This is a genomic window from Pedobacter sp. FW305-3-2-15-E-R2A2 (assembly GCF_038446955.1).
Taxonomy (GTDB): domain Bacteria; phylum Bacteroidota; class Bacteroidia; order Sphingobacteriales; family Sphingobacteriaceae; genus Pedobacter.
Map to the genome: position 1 here is coordinate 3548823 of NZ_CP151803.1, position 18165 is coordinate 3566987.

Below are 18165 nucleotides of genomic sequence, written 5' to 3' on the forward strand. Positions count from 1 at the left end.
CGTAAATGAACACCTAATCTCTTGGCTAAACGACTAATTCAGCAGGTCCCATTCCGACTTCAATATCGCAAACTGATATTCATCAACCCATTTGCCATTCAGAAAGCGATTTTCAATAAAACGACCTTCTTTTCTAAAACCCATTAGCCTCAATAAGCTGATGGTTTCCTGATTATTCGTGTTTATATTGACTACAACCCGGTTAACCCTTGCCTTTTCAAATAAAAGAGACAGCGTTGATAATAGAAATGTTTCTAAGTCCGGTTGTTCGTCAGGAGAGGGGTTGATTCTGAGTTCTGCAATACGGGCATCATGCTGATTGAGGCTAAATTCACAGCCTTCGCCCACCTTTTGTGTCAGTTTATGCTGTAGATCCTTGACAAACTCTGTGATATCCTCAATTTCCAGAGTGTTATTGTCTGGAGTTTTCGCTTTACGATCCAGGTTTAAAGAACCTGCATGCACACTATTGGAAACTGCTTTTCCATTGTCTTTAGCAAAAGAAATATAGGCCTCCATACGTTCATTGATATGTTCCAAGCCAATTACAATCACATCTTTACCTTCGACTCTTTTTGCCCCGATCAGTTGGCAGCAGGTCTCTTTTATATCTGGAAAATAGATCACCAGCATTGTGCGGTCAGTGTGGTACTCGCTCGCCGGACTGTCCGATATTTCCCAGTTAAACGTGATTTTCTCATGATTTTGGCTGATGCTCGGCTTAACAGCTACAGGAAGCGCTCCCATGCTCATTAATACTTTCGTATAGTCCAGGCTAATGTCTGGATATATGCCCTGAAGCGCATTTTTTTTATTGTAAGAAACTGCCTCATTGTACTCGTTTCTATCCGTTCCGGCAACTGCCAAACGAAATCCTGCCCTGATCGCATGAATGGAAGGCTTGAGGATCTCATTGACCACCTTCATCTTTTCACAATTTGCCTTTCTTGCCGGAGTAAGGGGTTTACTGCTTTTGCCAATTGTTCTAATCACATGTTTACCTTTTAAGGTATAACCTACCAGGTTGCCGATTCTGCCATGGAATCCGCCAAATAACCCATTTCTTAAATTTCCCATTTCGATTTTTTCAGTTAATTATTTAATTGTTTTTCTACAATTTACGAAATGTTTTTCATATCGTGTTAATGTGCGCTTTAGTAAAGTAAACAATCGTTTGACTTTGGAAACACCGTTTAAAGGTGCTCAGGACCAACAATTGACCTATCAACTACCTTATAATGGTTAAATGATGGTCAACTGAAGGATAACGGAAATAAAAAACATTTAAACACGATCTGAACAGGGGGGGGGCACTTTTGGCTTAAAATCAATTGAATGATCTTAATTATTAATTAATAAGTTTGTTATTGTATTTTAAATTAAATAAATTAGACATAACAATAAGTATTTAAACGAGTCTTGCCGTTGTAAAAATCTGACACCGCAAAGTAAGACAGTAGAATACCTATATCTATTATATATAGATGTGCTATATTTGCGCGTCCAAAAAATAGATGTGAGGACTGCTGTAATTCCATTTTGCGTAAGGTGTCAGATACTTTATAATACAACTGTGGTTGGTAGTCCTCACATTTATTTGTGATCACTTCTATAAGGCTCATTAAACTTTATGAGCCATGAAATCAAGAAACACCCCCAATAACCAACATCTTATTCATCGATCCTTCGGTTTTAGTAAGGCAATTTTTCGGGATTAAATTTCCCGCACCGGTTTGACATGTCCAAACTGCGCGCTCATTATCCCTAAATCATCGTACTCATCATTAAAACGCCATGACATGATCAAAATAGAAAGCCAAAAAATAATAATTGAAATAGACCACCTCGAAAATTACGAACATGATTTTATTGAAGATCTGCAGTTTGACCTGATTCAACTGATGAACTGTGTCCACATCTTAAAAAATGAACTTGATCCGGATCTGCTTTTCGACAGTTCTTTCCTGAGCATTGCACATTTACAAAGAGCGTTGGTTCCTTCTGCTTCTCAAATCAAAAAAATATATCCAATTACTCATACTGAACCAGATCCAAATGAAAAAGAACCTATATAATGTATCGCAGATTGAATTGACATATAGGCCTAAATTGAAAGCATCCGAACGACCGGTCATAAAATGTATGGAGGATGTGTATGGAATTTTTATGCAATGCTGGGATAAGGGTAAAATTGACCTGATCGAAGAGTTCAAAATGATCCTGTTGGATAAGGGGAGTGCGGTCCTTGGAGTCATAAACATTTCTAGTGGTGGCATGGACTCAGTGATTGCTGATCATAAAGCGATCGTTACTGCGGCCATATTAGGCAAAGCGAGTGGGATTATTCTAGCCCACAATCACCCCAGCGCAAGATTGTTTCCAAGCGAGCGGGATATTGCATTAACAAAGACCATAAAAGGAGCAGCAGCTTCCCTGGATATTGCGGTAGTGGACCATTTGATTGTGACCCAAAGCGGTTATTACAGTTTTGCCAATAAAGGCCTGTTATAAAGAGCTGCAGTTATTCAATAGTGACCTCATTTATTACGGAGTTGTTCCGCCAAACCGATTAGAAGTCCATCCTTTCCCAGGATATAGCAGCGTTTATACGAGTTCTCGTACTGAACCACTTCGCCAACGAGCTGGGCACCATACTTAATGAGTCTGGATGCCAGCTCGTCAATATCCTCAACCGTGAACAGCATTCGCCGGCCCCCACATCATTAACAAATTGAGGAGGAACCAGTTTTTCGGGAATAGATTAAAAGATCAAATCTCTTTGAATAGTATGGTAAAAAATGCAATTTGGCCGTTTAAATTGCGACAGAATGATTAGAAAAGTTACCAGTGGGCCTATCAGAGATAAAGAACGAACTAAACTGAAACTCTTAAGTGCTGTAGGCAGCATTTTAAAAAAAGACGGTTTTACAGGTTTGAATGTTAGCAATGTGGCAAAAAAAGCCAATGTACACAGGAAACTGATCTATGATTATTTTGGAGGAATGGAAAATCTGGTGAAGGACTATTTGAACGGTAAGGATTACTTTAAAGTCAGCCTGGATCAGATCGATGAAATTATGGAATCAAGTAAGACGGATTTCGGCAGGCAAATGGCCTATACGCTTTTAGAAAATCAGTTCGATGCGCTAATGGAGAACGAAGAAATGCGTAGAATAATTAACTGGGGACTAAGTGAGAATCTCAAACCACTGGTAGAATTAAATCAGGAGCGCGAACGGTTGGGGGAATTGTTTTTTAGCCAAATTACAGATGATTATTTTAAAGATAAGGACAAAAACTTTAGGGCTATAGAAGGTATTTTGGTGGGAGGTATCTATTACATGACCCTTCAGGCAAAGATGAGCGGAGAAACAATGTGTGGCATTGATATCAATACGACTGAAGGCAAGTCTGAAATGAAGAAAGCCATAAAGCAAATTGTAGAATGGGCTTACTCGTAAAAAGAAAATACATAGATCGTATTCAGAAATATTTACTATAAAAATAGCGATATTAAATAATATTTATTTTTTATTAAATAAATATTTAATTATATTTATACTGTGTTCGTGCTTGATATGCAGCCTAACACTAATGTATCCTTATTGTAATGCTGTTTCACTATTAAACTTGATCTGAACAGAATTTAAGGAGAGATTAAAATCAAAGGAGGGGAAAATAATTCACACACAAATTAACCTTAAAATTAAATCCCATGATGAAGTACCTAAATCCGAAGTAAGAACTCTGTTGCTTAATCTAGCATCTTTTGCAAATCATTCCTATTTATTAACTGCGGGCCATAATCCTATAGCCAGGGAAATCCCATGTCGAAACTTGGCCTATTAAACCATTTTGCTATGAAAAAGACAATCAGAATTAAATTAATTCTTGTAAAAAAGCTTAAATCAAAGAAAACAAAAAAAACATCAAAGAGTGCTCCGGAAGAAGAAGGCGAGTGGCTTGACAGCTTTCAGGTGATGAAATTTTTGAACATTCAGCGGACTGCCTTTTTCGCACAGGCAGGAGAGGGAAATTGGATCGTACAGAAGAGAGGTAAACGAAACTTTTACCTTAAATCATCCCTTATAAAAAATCAGTAATTTCATTTGAAATAAAATAATTGCTATGCTTGTGTTACTCAGCACAAGCATTTTTTATGCTTAAAAACCAGTGCGGAACAGTACAGATTAGTCCGAATGAATACGAAGTAGTCCTATTGAATTCGGAGGATTAGGTTGTTGAAATATTGATCCATACGTTTGAATCGTAATGTTTAAGCGGCTTCCGAGGTACCCGGAAAACGCAGCTTGCAAGCGACTTACGAATCAACTGATTAATTTATTTTAAAAACTTAAGACAATGGGATTTTTAGAAGCAGGTCCATTCTACCACCTCACAGGAAAAGTAGGAAATAACGTTGGCCGTCGTGTCAAAAACAAAAATGTATTTTCAATGAAGCCAGGGAAATCATCGAAGCCCGCTACAAAAGGGCAGGTTAATCAACGTGCCGGCTTTGGACTGATTATGAAGCAAGTGAGTCTCTTTAGCGGGGCAATTGCGCTTGGATTCAGAGACAACAAGGAAAATGTTGCTCCTGGAAATGCAGCAGTCAGCTACAACCTTAAACATGGGCTTAAAGGAACAGCGCCAAATTACAGCATCGACTACGAGAATTTTTCAGTAGGTAAGGGCAAGTTAACTTCTGTCCAGAAAACGACTGTAGTTGGTGTAGCCGGAGAAACAGCTACACTGGATATCTCATGGCAGTTAATCGTTGGCTATGGCATAAGTAATAACACCGATTTAGTGAAGGTCTATATCCATACACCGGAGATAGAACACGTCATCACCAATGCGGTAGTTACCTTACGCTCGGCTTTAACACTTAGGATGGTGGTTCCATTTGACTTTATCGGTCTGCCACTTCATTGTTATATCATGATCGTCAGTGCTGATGAAAAAATGGTTTCAGATTCCAAATATTGTGGAAGCGTTACCTTAACCTAATCAACCGGTCACCCGCTGTTCCGCAAGGACGGCGGGTGATTATTCCTTTCTATTAATAGAATTTTGTTATGAAAAATATAGGTATAAAAAAGCCTCATATGATGACGGCTTATGCGTTAGAAATTGGTTTTTTATTATTAGTGATGGTGCTTTTGTGGCCATTGGGGCAACATTTGATCATAAGTGCGGATGTAACTGCCGGATATATTGACCCTGGAATCTGGCTCCTGGTCTTGCTGAGTCTGATCTCCTTTCTGCTGATTGCAGGGCTAAGCTTTTGGTTACTGCAAAGGTTATGGCTGGGATTGGGCTTGCCGGTAATAGAAGTGATGGTTTTACAATTTAAAACTTTGGACTCATGGAAACAATTAAGCTTTTATTGGGCATCATTTGTATCCCTGTTATTTGCAGCAGTGGGATGCCTGATCGCCGTCTGTTAAGCGATCCGATTGCAGAGGAAAAAATCAGAACCCGGGTGCTTGCAATTGCGGAAAAGGAACTTGGTGTCAGAGAAAAAACCGGAAAAAATGATGGAGAAAGGGTGGAGCGTTATCTAAAATATATAGGCTTACCAAAAGGCCATGCCTGGTGTGGAGCATATACAAGTTGGGTATACGGACAGGTAGGTCTTTCTAAACCCAGGACGGGTTGGACACCAGCGCTCTTTCCGGCAAACCGGCTCGTCAAAAAGCCAAAGCCTGCAGATCTTTTTGGAATCTATTTTCCATCATTGAAGCGGGTTGCACATGCCGGATTTGTGCGAAGCATCAAGTCAGACTGGGTACTGACTACGGAAGGCAACACCAATATAGAAGGGGGCAGAGAAGGCGATGGGGTTTATAAAAAGCGCAGACATCTGCGCACCATCGCCAAATTTGCAAACTGGATAGGGAAGGAGAACAAACCATGAAGAGGTATAGTTTATTTTTAATTCTCTGTCAGCTGTTCTTATCGGCTTGTGGGATGCTTCATAAAACAACAAAGAACAGTTCTGTTTCTACTTTAAAAAACAAGGAAGAAATTGAGGTTAATGATCAGTCAACATACCTGCATCAGGAGGAGAGCGGATCTTTAACGATCAGAAATGATTCTTCAGACGCCTTTTCACAGATAGAAATCTGGCCAAAAGGAAGGTTTGACTTTTCTACAGAAAAAGGATTCTCCGGACAGGCAGAAAAAGTATTGATCCATAAAAAGAAAAAATCCGGCAGGAAAAGCATCGAGAAAAAGGCAGAGACAACATTGCAAACCAAGATTTCCGATCGGTCACAATCTCAAATGAAAACAAAGGACTTTGTTCAGAAAGACCTAGAAAAGAAAAGCGCTCCTGTTTCTGCCTGGTACTGGCTTCTGATCCTGATTCCCCTGGTTTTCCTTTGGTATCGTTTAAAACATTAATCATTTATTCATCCTTAAATTTTTAAAAACATGGCTATTCTAAGAGGTGGTCTTTTCGGAAATCTTTCCGGAAAGATCGGAGGACTGGTATTCTCCACAAGAAACAATCAGACCGAGGTAAGAGAACTTCCTAAAAAGTACGAAGGACCGGTAACACAGACAAGTTTAAACCTTAGGGCAAAATGGAAACTGCTAATGGAATTTTTAATGCTGTTTATCCCTTTTATACGGATCGGATATCCTAAGCAGCCCAAACAACGCATGACCGCATTTAATCTCGCCATTTCGGAAAACTATCGTAACATCATCAAGGGAGAATATCCAAATCTGGAAATTGATTATTCTAAAGTAAGCCTCAGCAAAGGACGTCTGGATGGGCTGAGTAGTTTGAAAACAGATCAGATTGATGGTCAGACGTTTGACTTAAAATGGAGTAGCAGCGTAAAATGGTATCAGTATCCGACCACTGATGCTTGTGACCGTATTTACTGTATCCTTTATGATCCCATCGATAAACTCGCTGTTGAAGTCTCCGGGGATGCCATGAGAAGCGACACTCATTTCCTATTCTCCCTGCCTGATGATATGGCAGGAAAGAAAATCCATATGTATGTGTTTCTGCATTCTGCTGCAAAAAGGGTGGTATCCCAAACACAGTACCAATGTTTGGATTTACGGGAACCAGAGTCGGCTGAGAAATTCAGGAATTTAAAAACCTGCTGTAATGCCATCGTTTGTAGCGCTGTAGAAACTAAAAAGGAAGATTTGAGGAATGTTACAAAGCATCTGGTGATTCCAAAAGCTGTTGTCCTGAAAAAGAAGTCAGGGACGATAAGGAAAGTGGTTCGTGGTATTCGGAAATCGATACGCCAAAAGCGACCTTAACTTTCTGTTTACAGGGATACAGCTTAAAACTGTATCCCTGTATTTTAAATATCCATTATGCCCCATTTATCGTCCTTTTTAAATACAAATCCCTGCTTATCTGCTATGATATGATCGTACGTTACCGGGAATATATTTTTTCCGGAAGTATCGAAGAGCCCATATTTTTCGTCATTGATAGCGACCAGGTATGACAGATTTCCTTCCCGAAACACCCGGCCTTATGTTTTCATGGGTTGGCGGGACCAGGATGGTACCATTGGTATAAGCAATTCCCCATTTGCCGTTCTGTTCAATCATCAATAGGTTGTCTCTGAGGTTACAGCCCTCACAATCCTTAATCTGAGTGTAGAACATATATGCGTATTTACTCAGTTGAATTGATGGGGGCTTTGAGATAAATTTACAGCCTGAGCTTTTTTTAAAGCCACCTGATACAACAGGTCAATCCAACAAAACAAATTGAAAAATTATCCTACAAAAGTAAGTATCGCTGCGCTAGATAAAGAGGTTAAAATCAAGTCATTTGCTCAGTTTTCATCGGTTACCCAAAACGACGAATTAATCGCCTTTGCTCAAAAAGCAAATTTTTCATGGCCGGTGATCATCATGGGTGCACTCTCTGTTATCTTCTATTTCGTTGACGGCAGCATGTTAGCTCTTTTTTCATTTAACATGTTCTTGCTGTTGCTGATCTTTATTTGGAACTATAAGTATAATTTCCTCAAAAAACCATTGTTACGAATCAGCAAAGCCGGCATTACCTACAGGAACTCTTGTTATGCCTGGGAAAACATACAAGGTTTGGTTTGTGCAGAAGAGTTTGATGAAGACCGAAGGTTATTCAATTCCATCTATATCAAGCTAAACTATAACGATTCTTTAAAAAAAATAGACATCAGCGGACTATCTAAACCTGCTGAAGAAATTATCCATTACATCAACTCATTCCAGGGAAGCCAGGAACAGGAGGGAACTAAAGAACTAAAATTCTAAATATCAGGACCTGTCGCGGCTATTGAAAAACAGCAGCAGGTAATACAATAACGTGGCGACTGAGCTAATCGCGGCCACAACGTAAGTTCTTGCGGCCCATTTTAAGGCATCAGCAGCTTTATCATGTTCATAACGGGTAGTGATGTGGTTGTTCTCCAGCCATTTCAACGCGCGGTCACTGGCATCGTATTCTACAGGCAGTGTAATGATTGTGAACAAGGTGCTCACTGCAAACAAACAGATGCCGGCAAGCAGGATTGTAGGATTTGACCTGCCGAACAGAAATCCCAGACCAGCCAGGATCACCCATTGGGAAAGCTGTGTACTGACATTGACTAAAGGGACAATCTTGCTGCGAAAACTGAGCATGGAATAGGCCCTGGCATGCTGAACTGCATGTCCGCATTCATGCGCTGCTACAGCGGCGGCGGCAATACTGCGTCCTTCAAAGACATCCGGACTCAGGTTTACTGTTTTGTCCTCCGGGTTGTAGTGGTCGCTTAAATGGCCTGGCACGGAGATGACCTGTACATCATAAATGTTGTGGTCAGCGAGCATCCGCAACGCAATCTCTTTGCCGCTCATTCCATTGGTAAGGCCGATTTCACTGTATTCTTTAAATTTACTTTTTAATCGTCCGCTGACGATTAGTCCTATCACAAACATCACACCTGCGATAAGGTAATATCCCATTAGTCCCATTTGTTTAACACATTTTTAAGTAATAACAATCTGAACTCGATTTGGTTCGGGATTTAAGATCTTCTGGCAGAGGAATCTATAAGATCAGGGGTATAGGAGCAGAGTGGTAGATATGTTAATTAGATTAATTATAAATAATACTATTATATTTGCCGCTGTATTTTTTACACCAACTCATATTACAATATAGATGAAATTTTTACGCATGACGCTGATGACCTTATTTACATTCGGTTATCTCAGTTCTTTTGCCCAGTCGCAGGGAGGCATCTCGGGCAAAATCACACTCTTCGACGGACAAGCCTACAGTTCTGCTTCGGTAACCCTGCTGGGCACAAAGAAAACAACACTTACAGACGAAAAGGGGAAGTATTCGTTCAGTAGCCTGGAGCCGGGAAGTTATACCGTAAGGATTCAGGTCCTTGGCGCAGCGCAGAAAGACCTTCAGGTAAATGTACTTGCCGGGCAAACCGCAATGGCTGATTATCAGCTAACCAGAGAAAATGTACTCGCCTTGCAGGAAGTCACGATTGCAGGAACGGTAAACCGCTTCTCAAAAAAGGAAAGTGTTTACATCGCAAGGTTGCCATTGAAAAATCTGGAAAACCCACAGGTGTATTCCTCTATTCCAAAGGAATTGATTCAGGAGCAAATGGCTACAGACCTGGGCAGTATTGCTAAAAATGTTCCGGGAGCAGGGGTGCCAATGATTGCCAATCAGGGTAGGGTTACCTTCCGTTCCAGAGGTTTTGATACGGAACCCAATGCCCGTAACGGGGTAGCAGGGGCAGCTTTCTCTTCCATAGATCCTGCAAATATCGAGCGGGTGGAAGTGATTAAAGGCCCTTCTACCACCTTGTTTGGAACCAATATTGCAAGTAGCTACGGCGGTTTGTACAACCGCGTTACAAAGAAACCTTACAATGGTTTTGGCGGAGAGGTCAGTTATTTTGGCGGAAGCTGGAACTTTAACCGAATCGCAGTGGATGTGAACACCCCGGTGAACGCTGATAAAACCGTATTGTTCCGATTAAACGGAGCGACAAGCTTTGAAAAAAGCTTTCAGGATCAGGGCTTTACCAATAGTGTGAGTGTGGCACCAAGCTTCTCATATCAGGTAACAGACCGTCTATCCTTATTGTTTGATGTAGAATTTGGTCAGGCGAAAGGAACTTCAGTCGTCCGTTTTAATCCTTTCGTGAGTCCGACAATAGTATCTGAAAAATCGATTGTAGATTTGCAGTTTCCTTACAATAAGACTTTTATAGGGAATGATTTGCCTTACCAGACCCAAATGCTGAACATCTTTGCCCAGGCAAATTACAAGATGTCGGAAAGCTGGACTTCACAAACCATCATTTCCCGTGCCCGTTCTTCGATAAACGGCTATATCACGGCATTAAGAGGAACGGCGGAAACCAAAATCAGTCCTCAGATCATTACCGGACATACCTCATTTATTGCCACAAACCTACAGCAGAACTTTATCGGTGATTTTAAAATCGCGAAACTACGCAACCGCCTGGTGGTGGGATTGGATTATTACAATAACGCCAATGATTTTGACCGGGTAACGGTGAATTATCCCGCGGTAGACTTTATCAATACGCCCGCCACTTACCGTCTGAGCCGGTTTAAAGTGGATTCACTAACGAGTAAAGGTGCACTTAGAAGAGAAAGCAATGGCGATAATGCCTATTCTGCTTATGCTTCAGACGTGATCAACATTACCGATCGTCTCCTTGCAATGTTGAGCCTTCGTGTAAATCACTTCCGGAATCAGGGCGTTTACGACATCACTAAAGGGCAAACCTCAGGAGGTTTGAGTTCCTCAGGATTGCAAACAGGTCCTTATAAACAAACTTCCTTATCGCAGAAATTCGGATTGGTTTATGAGCTTTCCAAAGACCATGTTTCCTTATTTGGTAACTATATGAGTGGCTTTTTCAATAAAAGTGGTGTTACTGCAGATGGTGCTGCTGTTAAGCCGGAGCAAGCCAATCAGCTGGAACTTGGGGTTAAAGGAGATGTGTTCAACCATAAATTGGTAGGAACGATCAGCTATTACGACATTAAGGTTAAAGACGTTTTGCGCAATGACCCTAATGATCCGACGAATGCTTATCAGATTCAGGACGGAACCCAGCTGAGCAGAGGGGTAGAGGTAGAATTAACCGCCAATCCTTTTGAAGGTGTGAACCTGGTAGCAGGATATGCCTATAACGATAGTAAGATGACGAAAGCAAATGCAAATATCAATGGTTTACGTCCGGGTTTATCTGGACCCGCACATTCCTTAAATTTCTGGATGAGTTACCGCGTTCCTTATGGATCTTTACAAGGTCTGGGACTGGGTTTTGGTGGTAATCATGGAAGTTCATCTTACCATACCAATACCAGCACGACAAAAATTACGATTCCTGCCTATACCATGCTGGATGCAAGCATTTTCTACGATCAGCCGAAATACCGTATTGGTTTTAAGGTAGATAACCTGACGAGCGAAAAAGCATGGTCGGTAAGACTAACACCTCAGGCACCAGCCAGATTTATCGGCTCAGTTACCTTAAAATTCTAGACACGCTCTGGGAAGGAGCAGACTTGAAGTCGCATTTTGCGACTTCAAGTTAGTTAAGTCCTGGATTGATCAAAAAAATCATTCCTGGGGTTTCCATTTTTATAAATCCGTTATCTATTTCTGATATTATTTGCATAAATTTCCAGCCAGGTAATTAACCATAAGTAAATATGAAGCAAATAATAACCGCCATTCTCTTTGTTCTTTCAATTTCAATAGGAAAAGCGGAATTGACAAATAAAGGAGCAGTTAAGATCGATACAACAGCAGTAGTTAAAATCGGCGGAATAAATCAATTTATAAAGCTTCAGGGAATAGATGACACAAAGCCATTATTGTTGTTTCTTCATGGCGGTCCGGGCACTTCACTCATCCCTGTTGCTGATAAATTTACCGATAAACTCAAAGCGCATTTTGTGGTGGTTCAATGGGATCAAAGAGAGGTTGGTGAAACTTTAAAATTAAACCATTCCACAGAAAAGCTTTCTCTCGGCTTATTGCAGAAAGATACTTACGAAGTGATAAAATACCTGCTGCAAAGGTTTAAACATAAAAAACTGTTCCTGGTTTCTCATTCTTTTGGTTCCATGTTAGGTTTTGACATTGCCGAAAAACATCCTGAATTGCTATACGCTTTTATCCCGATCAGTGCGATCGTAGATCAAAAGAAAAATGCAACATTAACGATGGAAATGTTGGTTAAATGGGCAGGCCAAACAAAAAATGAAACGGCTATAAAGGAACTGACCCTGGTAAATCTGCCTTTTGAAAAGAAGGATGACCTATTCTATTCTCAAAAATGGCTGTTTATACATAATGGTGTTGATTTTGCGAAAGAAGATGGATTTAAAGCAAAATATCACGAATGGCTGGCGGTCTGGTTTCCAATGTGGAAGAATTCAGTAACCAGCAATCTATTCAAAACCCTGCCTGCTTTAAAATGTCCGGTTTACTTTATTGAAGGAATCGGTGACCAGCAGAAGTCTCATTACATTGTGGAAGATTATTATAAGTTTCTAAAAGCACCAAAGAAAGAATTGTTTTGGTTTGATAAATCAGGACATACAGTTTTCAATAGTGAACCGGAAAAGCTGCAACAGGTAATTATTGAAAAGATATTGCCGGCAGCGCTAAAATAACTGATACAGAAACATTAACAGGGCATACATAATAAGCCCTCAACACTGCAAATTTCACAACAGTAATGAGGGCTTCTCAGACGACATCATTTGATGCGTCATTTATTCTTTTCTTATTTCGTCGCTTTTTTAGGCGCTTTAGCTTTAGCAATTGGTGCTACTTCTTGTGTTGCAAGAACATTAGCTTTCTTTTGAGCTTCTTTCTTTTGTTTTCTAGGTACTCTCATAATTCTGATTTATTTAAAATATTCGTTTCTTGTCAAAGATTGTCATTATATCAGAGATATTTTTTTTTATTTCCTGTACAGGCGCATGATGCCCCGCTTTCTCTCTATGCTTCGGCACTGGTGCCTGGTATAGGCAATATCTGACCAGAAAAAGTCACCTAAAAAGGTGTCGCCTAAGATAAAATTGATTGTTTCGCCATTAAAAATTATAATCAAAACAAAAAGCAGGAAAAGCAGTTTAATATTACAGACTAATGATTAAACAAAATGGGGGATAGTCTTAATCAGTTATGGAGTTAAGTTTTGAAATACAATTACAGAACTATAAACGTAGAATTTCAAATATATTGGAAAGTTTTACGGATGCCTTTTTTGAGCTCGACTCGAATTGGGTGGTTACTTATTGGAATAAGGAAGCAGAGCGTCTTTTGCTGAAGTCCAGGGAAGACATGATTGGCAAAAATATTTGGGAGGTGTATGCGGAAGCAATTCCGCTAAAATTTTATACAGAATACCACCGTGCGGTAATAGAAAATATCGCTGTGCGGTTCCAGGAATATTTTGAACCGCTTAAAATGTGGATAGAGGTGGCTGCGTTTCCTTCTGGCGAAGGTCTTTCCGTTTATTTTAAAGACATCACCGCACATAAACTCGCTACAGAACAATTGCAGAAAGAAAAACAAAGATACCTGGACCTGTTTAATTTAAGTCCACTTCCACAATGGGTATATGATTTTGAGACTTTAGCCTTTTTAGATGTAAACGAGGCCGCAATCAATCACTATGGATATACCCGGGCTGAATTTTTACAGATGACCATTAACGACATCCGCCCTGCCGAAGACCTGGATAGACTTCGGATGATTCTCAGCAACAAGATCAGTCTGGGAAACAGCAACCGCGTTGCCGTACGACATTGCAAAAAGAACGGAGAGTTGATTTATGTAACCGTGGAGGGTAATTCTGTTTGGTTTGAAGATAAAGAGGCCCGTTTGGTATTAGCAATCGATCATACCGAGCAGATTAAAGTAGAACAGGCACTCGTGGCCAGTGAAAAAAGGTTTAAAGCCATGGTCCAGGATGGCTCTGACTTAATTGCAATTATTGATATGGATGGGAAGTATAAATATGTGAGTCCTACTTCTTTGCGAATATTGGGCATCAATGCCACTGAGCTCATCGGAAAAAATGTATTTGATCTGATGCATCCCGACGATAAAAAGGCAACAGTCAAAGACTTTCAACACCTAAAATATCAAAAGCAACTTCAACTTCTTCCATTCAGGTTTAAAAACGCGGAGGGCGAATACCGATGGATAGAAACCATTATCACCAATATGGTCGACGACCCGACAATAGAAGGAATGATCTGCAATTCCAGAGACATTACGGATCGGATCGAAAGCAAGATCAAAATGGAAGAAAGCATTAGCCGGTATAATATCGTATCTAAGGCAACGAGTGACGTCATTTGGGATTGGAATATTTTAACAGGAACCATCATCTGGAATAAAGGAATACAAGGCATCTTCGGATACGATAAAACTATTTTTACACGCGAGTGGTGGAGGATCAAGATTCATCCAGATGACCTTGACCGGATATTAACGGAATTTGAACTGGTGATCAAACATAAAAAAGCCAGATTACAGATCGAATACCGTTTCCGTTGTATGGATGGATCCTATAAGTCGGTGCTGGATCGTTCTTTTGTACTATTTGATGAGAATGGAGAACCGGTCAGAATGATTGGATCGATGCAGGACATTACGGAAAGAATCACGTATCTGCATGCCATTGAATCTCAAAATAGCCGTTTAAAAGAGATTGCATGGATACAGTCTCATGAAATCCGCGCTCCTTTAGCCAGAATCATGGGCCTGATAGATTTACTAGATGATTTCTCAACAAGTAATGATAAAAAAAATTGCATCCAACACCTTAAAACCTCCTCTCAGGAGTTGGACGCTGCGATTAGGAACATCATGCAAAATATCGTTTAGTATATTCATTTTATTCATTATGCGGGAAAGCTTGCGGTGGACATACAGGTAAATACTGTTGTATATATATTTGACCATGAGAAGTTTTATGATGAAAAATCGCATACGGCTCTATCGAAAAGAAAAAGGGCTCACGCAAGCGGTATTTGCAAAAATACTACAAGTAACACAATATAAATTCCGTAGCTTGGAAAATGGAAAAGTATTGCCCTCTCAGGACCTGGCTATAAAGATTGCACAAATACTGGAAGTTTCCATCGACGAAGCTTTCTTCATTGAAGAAAACCGTTGCTGACAAAAGAATAAGCTAATCTTCAAATCTATGAATGTTAAGTCTTTAGTAGTTATTCTTGGGGTTAGTTTAATCGTAAATCCTGCGACAGTAGCGCTAAAGGCGCAAGTGAACGCTCAGGTGCTGACCAATGGGAGCCAGACCACAAATGTAATTACTGCAGTTCCCTTTTTATTGATTGTCCCGGATGCGAGGACAGGGGGAATGGGGGATGCAGGGGTAGCCAGTTTGCCGGATGTAAATGCAATGGCGATTAATCCTTCAAAACTAGCATTTTTAGAAAATAAATATGGCGTTTCCGGTTCATACAGCCCCTGGTTAAATAGCCTGAAGGCAGATATTAACCTGGCTTATCTGAGCGGATATTATAGGGTCAGCGACCGCAATACGCTGGGCGCCTCATTAAGGTATTTTTCCATCGGTAAAGTGCAGCTGTTTGACAATAACCAGCAGGACCTGGGATTTTATAGTCCAAATGAATTTGCTGTTGATTTTACCTTCTCCAGAAAATTTGGGGAGACCTTCTCTTTAGGAACGGCACTGAGGTATATCCGTTCGAACCTGTCGTCGGGAAATTTTTCTTCAAGTCAAAACAGTAAGGCAGGAAATGCTCTTGCTGTGGATGCTTCTGCTTATCTCCGTAAACCAACCCATTTCTTTGGCAAAGATGCCTTGCTCGCCTTTGGCGTCAATATTTCCAATATCGGAACCAAAATGAGTTACAATGATAATGTAGAGAAGTTCTTTCTTCCTACCAATCTTAAGATAGGAGCAGCGTCTACTTTTATGCTCGATGAACTGAACGAGATTACGGTGGCTCTCGACCTGAATAAACTCCTGGCGCCCACGCAACCTATATACGACAGCAATGGACAGATTATGAAAGGTAAAGATCCTAACAGATCTGTTCCGGCAGGGATTTTTGGTTCTTTTTCGGATGCACCAGGTGGCATAGGAGAGGAATTCAGGGAAATGAGTATCGCAACCGGATTGGAATACACTTACCATAAACAACTGGCATTGCGTTGCGGCTATTTTTATGAAAATCCTGATAAGGGAGATCGCCGCTACTTTACCCTCGGAGGAGGATTTAACTATCAGTCGATGAGGATAGATCTGGCTTATATGATCGCAGAAACAAAGAATAGTCCGATGTCAAATACCTTAAGGTTTAGCCTGATCTTTAGTCCGGGGCAGATTTTGAAAGATAGTACTGAAAAATAATTAAATGGAACCATAAGTCTCAGTTTAGAAAAATCAGGTCCAAATTACTATAAGTATAATATTTTGATATTTATTTTCAATGAATAACATTATTCTCTTAATGAATGAAATATCAGTTTTTTAATTTGATTATATGAAAAATTTAAGAATTTTGAAGAACCCGAATAGTAATATTTAACGTATATTTGTATAGCACATACAGCATCAGAGTGTTCCGCTGAACCAAATGTAAAATGACTCTTTCCCCGCTCTGAACAATTTATGATAAATTAACCCCATGTATTGGGTTGATGATTAAATAGTAACAGTTCACCAAATATATACCATCATGAAAAAGTTAATTATCTCTGCGGGCATCTGTTTTTCAGCCCTTTTTGTCGCATCTTCCGCTTTCGCTCAGGCTTCCGCAACAGCAAACGCTTCGGCAACTATCGTTACGCCGATTAGCATTTCCAAAACTGCCGATATGGATTTCGGGAACGTGGCAACCAATGGTACAGTGGGTACAGTAGTATTAACTCCGGCAGGAACGAGATCATTTACCGGAGGTGTAACATTGCCTGCAACAACAGGTACCGTTACCGCAGCTTCCTTTACCGTATCTGGTTCCGGATCTTATACTTATGCGATCACTTTGCCTAGTTCTGTAACCATTACCAGCGGTACCGACAACATGATCGTAAACACTTTTACCAGTACGCCAAGTACTACCGGCGCACTTACAGCAGGTACACAGGTCATTAAAGTTGGAGCTACATTAAATTTAGTGGCGTCACAGGCAGAAGGTTCCTATACCTCGGCAACTCCTTTTACAGTGACAGTGAATTATAATTAACATCGGGCGTACCTATGATTAGAAAAGCCGGAACTCATTTATTAATAGCTGTTGCCATTTTTTTAACAGGACAATTGTGGAGCCTGCAGGAGGTGAAAGCTCAGGGAAACCTGATCATCATGCCGAGAAGGGTAACTTTTGAGGGGACAAAACGAACACAGGAGCTTAACGTGGCGAATACAGGGAAGGATACCGCCAAATACCTGATCTCTGTTCTTCAGTATAGAATGCTGGAAAATGGAAATTTTGAAGAGATACAGCAACCGGATTCAGGACAATACTTCGCAGATAAAAACTTCAGGTTTTTCCCGCGAAGTGTAGTCCTGGCACCCAACGAATCTCAAACGGTAAAGGTCCAGGTAATCAATACTTCTGAATTGAAAGCGGGGGAATACAGATCGCATCTATATTTCAGAGCGGTAGCGAAAGAAAAACCGGAGGATAAAACTGCAGTTAGGTTTGCAAAAACAATGACCATACATCTGGTCCCTACTTTTGGGATTGCCATTCCGGTAATCATCAGAGTGGGAGCTGCAAAGGCGATGGTGACCATCAATAAAACTGAATTTGATGCAGGTGCCGATGGAATTCCAAAAGTAAACCTCAGTTTTACACGTTCCGGAAATGTGTCGGTATATGGGGATCTCCTGGTCAACTATATCTCTGAGCAGGGAAAATCCACACAGGTAGGTATAGCAAAGGGATTTGCAATCTATACCCCCAATTCAAGCCGTCTTTTCACGCTTAATCTAATTCAAAATACCGCTATAAATTATAACAAGGGAAAACTACAGGTACTTTATACCACTTCTTCTGACAAAAAACCGGTGATCATTACAGAATCAACCATCAACCTGCAATAAACGGCTCTGGGAA

The 18165-nt window shown here is 40.4% G+C and carries 20 protein-coding genes; 17 read left to right on the forward strand and 3 right to left on the reverse strand.

Annotation, left to right across the window (positions count from 1 at the left end):
• Nucleotides 1-33 precede the first annotated feature (33 nt).
• Entirely contained in the window at nt 34-1077 is a 1044-nt protein-coding gene (locus tag AAFF35_RS14115) for a DUF6266 family protein (RefSeq protein WP_342333158.1), read from the reverse strand.
• Nucleotides 1078-1799: 722 nt separating this feature from the next.
• Between AAFF35_RS14115 and AAFF35_RS14120 the strand changes: the two genes are divergently transcribed.
• From AAFF35_RS14120 to AAFF35_RS14160, 9 genes are all read left to right on the forward strand, one after another.
• Entirely contained in the window at nt 1800-2075 is a 276-nt protein-coding gene (locus tag AAFF35_RS14120) for a hypothetical protein (protein ID WP_342333159.1), read from the forward strand.
• On the forward strand, nt 2056-2511 hold the full coding sequence (locus tag AAFF35_RS14125) for a JAB domain-containing protein (protein WP_342333160.1): 456 nt from the start codon (nt 2056-2058) through the stop codon (nt 2509-2511). The genes AAFF35_RS14120 and AAFF35_RS14125 overlap by 20 nt, the downstream gene beginning before the upstream one ends.
• Before the next feature lie 317 nt (nt 2512-2828).
• The gene (locus AAFF35_RS14130; protein WP_342333161.1) at nt 2829-3461 is read left to right on the forward strand and encodes a TetR/AcrR family transcriptional regulator; all 633 of its coding nucleotides are present in this window, start codon (nt 2829-2831) and stop codon (nt 3459-3461) included.
• A gap of 399 nt (nt 3462-3860) precedes the next feature.
• Entirely contained in the window at nt 3861-4103 is a 243-nt protein-coding gene (locus tag AAFF35_RS14135) for a hypothetical protein (RefSeq protein WP_342333162.1), read from the forward strand.
• A gap of 259 nt (nt 4104-4362) precedes the next feature.
• Complete coding sequence (locus AAFF35_RS14140) at nt 4363-5010, forward strand: DUF6266 family protein (protein ID WP_342333163.1); 648 nt, start codon at nt 4363-4365, stop codon at nt 5008-5010.
• Nucleotides 5011-5078: 68 nt separating this feature from the next.
• Nucleotides 5079-5450 carry a hypothetical protein gene (locus AAFF35_RS14145; protein ID WP_342333164.1) on the forward strand — a complete coding sequence of 124 codons (372 nt, stop codon included), beginning with the start codon at nt 5079-5081 and terminating at the stop codon, nt 5448-5450.
• Nucleotides 5369-5920 (forward strand): peptidoglycan-binding protein, encoded by a 552-nt coding sequence (locus tag AAFF35_RS14150; protein WP_342333165.1) that lies wholly within the window; start codon nt 5369-5371, stop codon nt 5918-5920. Before AAFF35_RS14145 ends, AAFF35_RS14150 begins: the two co-directional genes overlap by 82 nt.
• Entirely contained in the window at nt 5917-6408 is a 492-nt protein-coding gene (locus AAFF35_RS14155) for a hypothetical protein (RefSeq protein ID WP_342333166.1), read from the forward strand. Before AAFF35_RS14150 ends, AAFF35_RS14155 begins: the two co-directional genes overlap by 4 nt.
• Nucleotides 6409-6438: 30 nt before the next feature.
• A complete protein-coding gene (locus tag AAFF35_RS14160) occupies nt 6439-7293 on the forward strand; it encodes a DUF6266 family protein (protein WP_342333167.1) in 855 nt (284 codons plus the stop codon).
• Between the two features lie 171 nt (nt 7294-7464).
• On the opposite strand, the gene AAFF35_RS14165 is transcribed toward AAFF35_RS14160, so the two are convergent.
• A complete protein-coding gene (locus tag AAFF35_RS14165) occupies nt 7465-7650 on the reverse strand; it encodes a hypothetical protein (protein WP_342333168.1) in 186 nt (61 codons plus the stop codon).
• 105 nt (nt 7651-7755) lie between these two features.
• Between AAFF35_RS14165 and AAFF35_RS14170 the strand changes: the two genes are divergently transcribed.
• On the forward strand, nt 7756-8289 hold the full coding sequence (locus AAFF35_RS14170; RefSeq protein ID WP_342333169.1) for a hypothetical protein: 534 nt from the start codon (nt 7756-7758) through the stop codon (nt 8287-8289).
• A gap of 3 nt (nt 8290-8292) precedes the next feature.
• Here the strand turns inward: AAFF35_RS14170 and AAFF35_RS14175 are convergent, their stop codons facing one another.
• A complete protein-coding gene (locus tag AAFF35_RS14175; RefSeq protein WP_342333170.1) occupies nt 8293-8982 on the reverse strand; it encodes a zinc metallopeptidase in 690 nt (229 codons plus the stop codon).
• 199 nt (nt 8983-9181) lie between these two features.
• Between AAFF35_RS14175 and AAFF35_RS14180 the strand changes: the two genes are divergently transcribed.
• The 7 genes from AAFF35_RS14180 to AAFF35_RS14210 all read left to right on the forward strand — a co-directional run bounded on the left by AAFF35_RS14180 (nt 9182) and on the right by AAFF35_RS14210 (nt 18152).
• Nucleotides 9182-11569, forward strand: a complete 2388-nt coding sequence (locus tag AAFF35_RS14180; protein ID WP_342333171.1) for a TonB-dependent receptor — start codon at nt 9182-9184, stop codon at nt 11567-11569.
• Between the two features lie 170 nt (nt 11570-11739).
• Complete coding sequence (locus tag AAFF35_RS14185) at nt 11740-12708, forward strand: alpha/beta hydrolase (protein WP_342333172.1); 969 nt, start codon at nt 11740-11742, stop codon at nt 12706-12708.
• Nucleotides 12709-13225: 517 nt separating this feature from the next.
• Nucleotides 13226-14938 carry a PAS domain S-box protein gene (locus AAFF35_RS14190; RefSeq protein WP_342333173.1) on the forward strand — a complete coding sequence of 571 codons (1713 nt, stop codon included), beginning with the start codon at nt 13226-13228 and terminating at the stop codon, nt 14936-14938.
• 88 nt (nt 14939-15026) lie between these two features.
• Nucleotides 15027-15233, forward strand: coding sequence for a helix-turn-helix transcriptional regulator (locus AAFF35_RS14195; protein WP_342333174.1), 207 nt, complete (start codon nt 15027-15029; stop codon nt 15231-15233).
• A gap of 27 nt (nt 15234-15260) precedes the next feature.
• Nucleotides 15261-16454 carry a type IX secretion system outer membrane channel protein PorV gene (porV, locus tag AAFF35_RS14200; RefSeq protein ID WP_342333175.1) on the forward strand — a complete coding sequence of 398 codons (1194 nt, stop codon included), beginning with the start codon at nt 15261-15263 and terminating at the stop codon, nt 16452-16454.
• A 328-nt stretch (nt 16455-16782) separates the two neighbouring features.
• Nucleotides 16783-17289 carry a DUF4402 domain-containing protein gene (locus AAFF35_RS14205; RefSeq protein WP_342333176.1) on the forward strand — a complete coding sequence of 169 codons (507 nt, stop codon included), beginning with the start codon at nt 16783-16785 and terminating at the stop codon, nt 17287-17289.
• A 14-nt stretch (nt 17290-17303) separates the two neighbouring features.
• A complete protein-coding gene (locus tag AAFF35_RS14210; RefSeq protein WP_342333177.1) occupies nt 17304-18152 on the forward strand; it encodes a hypothetical protein in 849 nt (282 codons plus the stop codon).
• Nucleotides 18153-18165 lie beyond the last annotated feature (13 nt).

What these genes read in the sequence shown, in the direction of transcription:
- AAFF35_RS14175 (WP_342333170.1), bottom strand. Translation starts at nt 8,982, where the DNA reads ATGGGATATTACCTTATCGCAGGTGTGATGTTTGTGATAGGACTAATC.
- porV (WP_342333175.1), top strand. Translation starts at nt 15,261, where the DNA reads ATGAATGTTAAGTCTTTAGTAGTTATTCTTGGGGTTAGTTTAATCGTA.
- AAFF35_RS14185 (WP_342333172.1), top strand. Translation starts at nt 11,740, where the DNA reads ATGAAGCAAATAATAACCGCCATTCTCTTTGTTCTTTCAATTTCAATA.
- AAFF35_RS14165 (WP_342333168.1), bottom strand. Translation starts at nt 7,650, where the DNA reads ATGTTCTACACTCAGATTAAGGATTGTGAGGGCTGTAACCTCAGAGAC.
- AAFF35_RS14115 (WP_342333158.1), bottom strand. Translation starts at nt 1,077, where the DNA reads ATGGGAAATTTAAGAAATGGGTTATTTGGCGGATTCCATGGCAGAATC.
- AAFF35_RS14210 (WP_342333177.1), top strand. Translation starts at nt 17,304, where the DNA reads ATGATTAGAAAAGCCGGAACTCATTTATTAATAGCTGTTGCCATTTTT.
- AAFF35_RS14180 (WP_342333171.1), top strand. Translation starts at nt 9,182, where the DNA reads ATGAAATTTTTACGCATGACGCTGATGACCTTATTTACATTCGGTTAT.
- AAFF35_RS14145 (WP_342333164.1), top strand. Translation starts at nt 5,079, where the DNA reads ATGAAAAATATAGGTATAAAAAAGCCTCATATGATGACGGCTTATGCG.
- AAFF35_RS14120 (WP_342333159.1), top strand. Translation starts at nt 1,800, where the DNA reads ATGATCAAAATAGAAAGCCAAAAAATAATAATTGAAATAGACCACCTC.
- AAFF35_RS14140 (WP_342333163.1), top strand. Translation starts at nt 4,363, where the DNA reads ATGGGATTTTTAGAAGCAGGTCCATTCTACCACCTCACAGGAAAAGTA.
- AAFF35_RS14190 (WP_342333173.1), top strand. Translation starts at nt 13,226, where the DNA reads ATGGAGTTAAGTTTTGAAATACAATTACAGAACTATAAACGTAGAATT.
- AAFF35_RS14205 (WP_342333176.1), top strand. Translation starts at nt 16,783, where the DNA reads ATGAAAAAGTTAATTATCTCTGCGGGCATCTGTTTTTCAGCCCTTTTT.
- AAFF35_RS14160 (WP_342333167.1), top strand. Translation starts at nt 6,439, where the DNA reads ATGGCTATTCTAAGAGGTGGTCTTTTCGGAAATCTTTCCGGAAAGATC.
- AAFF35_RS14155 (WP_342333166.1), top strand. Translation starts at nt 5,917, where the DNA reads ATGAAGAGGTATAGTTTATTTTTAATTCTCTGTCAGCTGTTCTTATCG.
- AAFF35_RS14195 (WP_342333174.1), top strand. Translation starts at nt 15,027, where the DNA reads ATGATGAAAAATCGCATACGGCTCTATCGAAAAGAAAAAGGGCTCACG.
- AAFF35_RS14150 (WP_342333165.1), top strand. Translation starts at nt 5,369, where the DNA reads ATGGAAACAATTAAGCTTTTATTGGGCATCATTTGTATCCCTGTTATT.
- AAFF35_RS14135 (WP_342333162.1), top strand. Translation starts at nt 3,861, where the DNA reads ATGAAAAAGACAATCAGAATTAAATTAATTCTTGTAAAAAAGCTTAAA.
- AAFF35_RS14130 (WP_342333161.1), top strand. Translation starts at nt 2,829, where the DNA reads ATGATTAGAAAAGTTACCAGTGGGCCTATCAGAGATAAAGAACGAACT.
- AAFF35_RS14125 (WP_342333160.1), top strand. Translation starts at nt 2,056, where the DNA reads ATGAAAAAGAACCTATATAATGTATCGCAGATTGAATTGACATATAGG.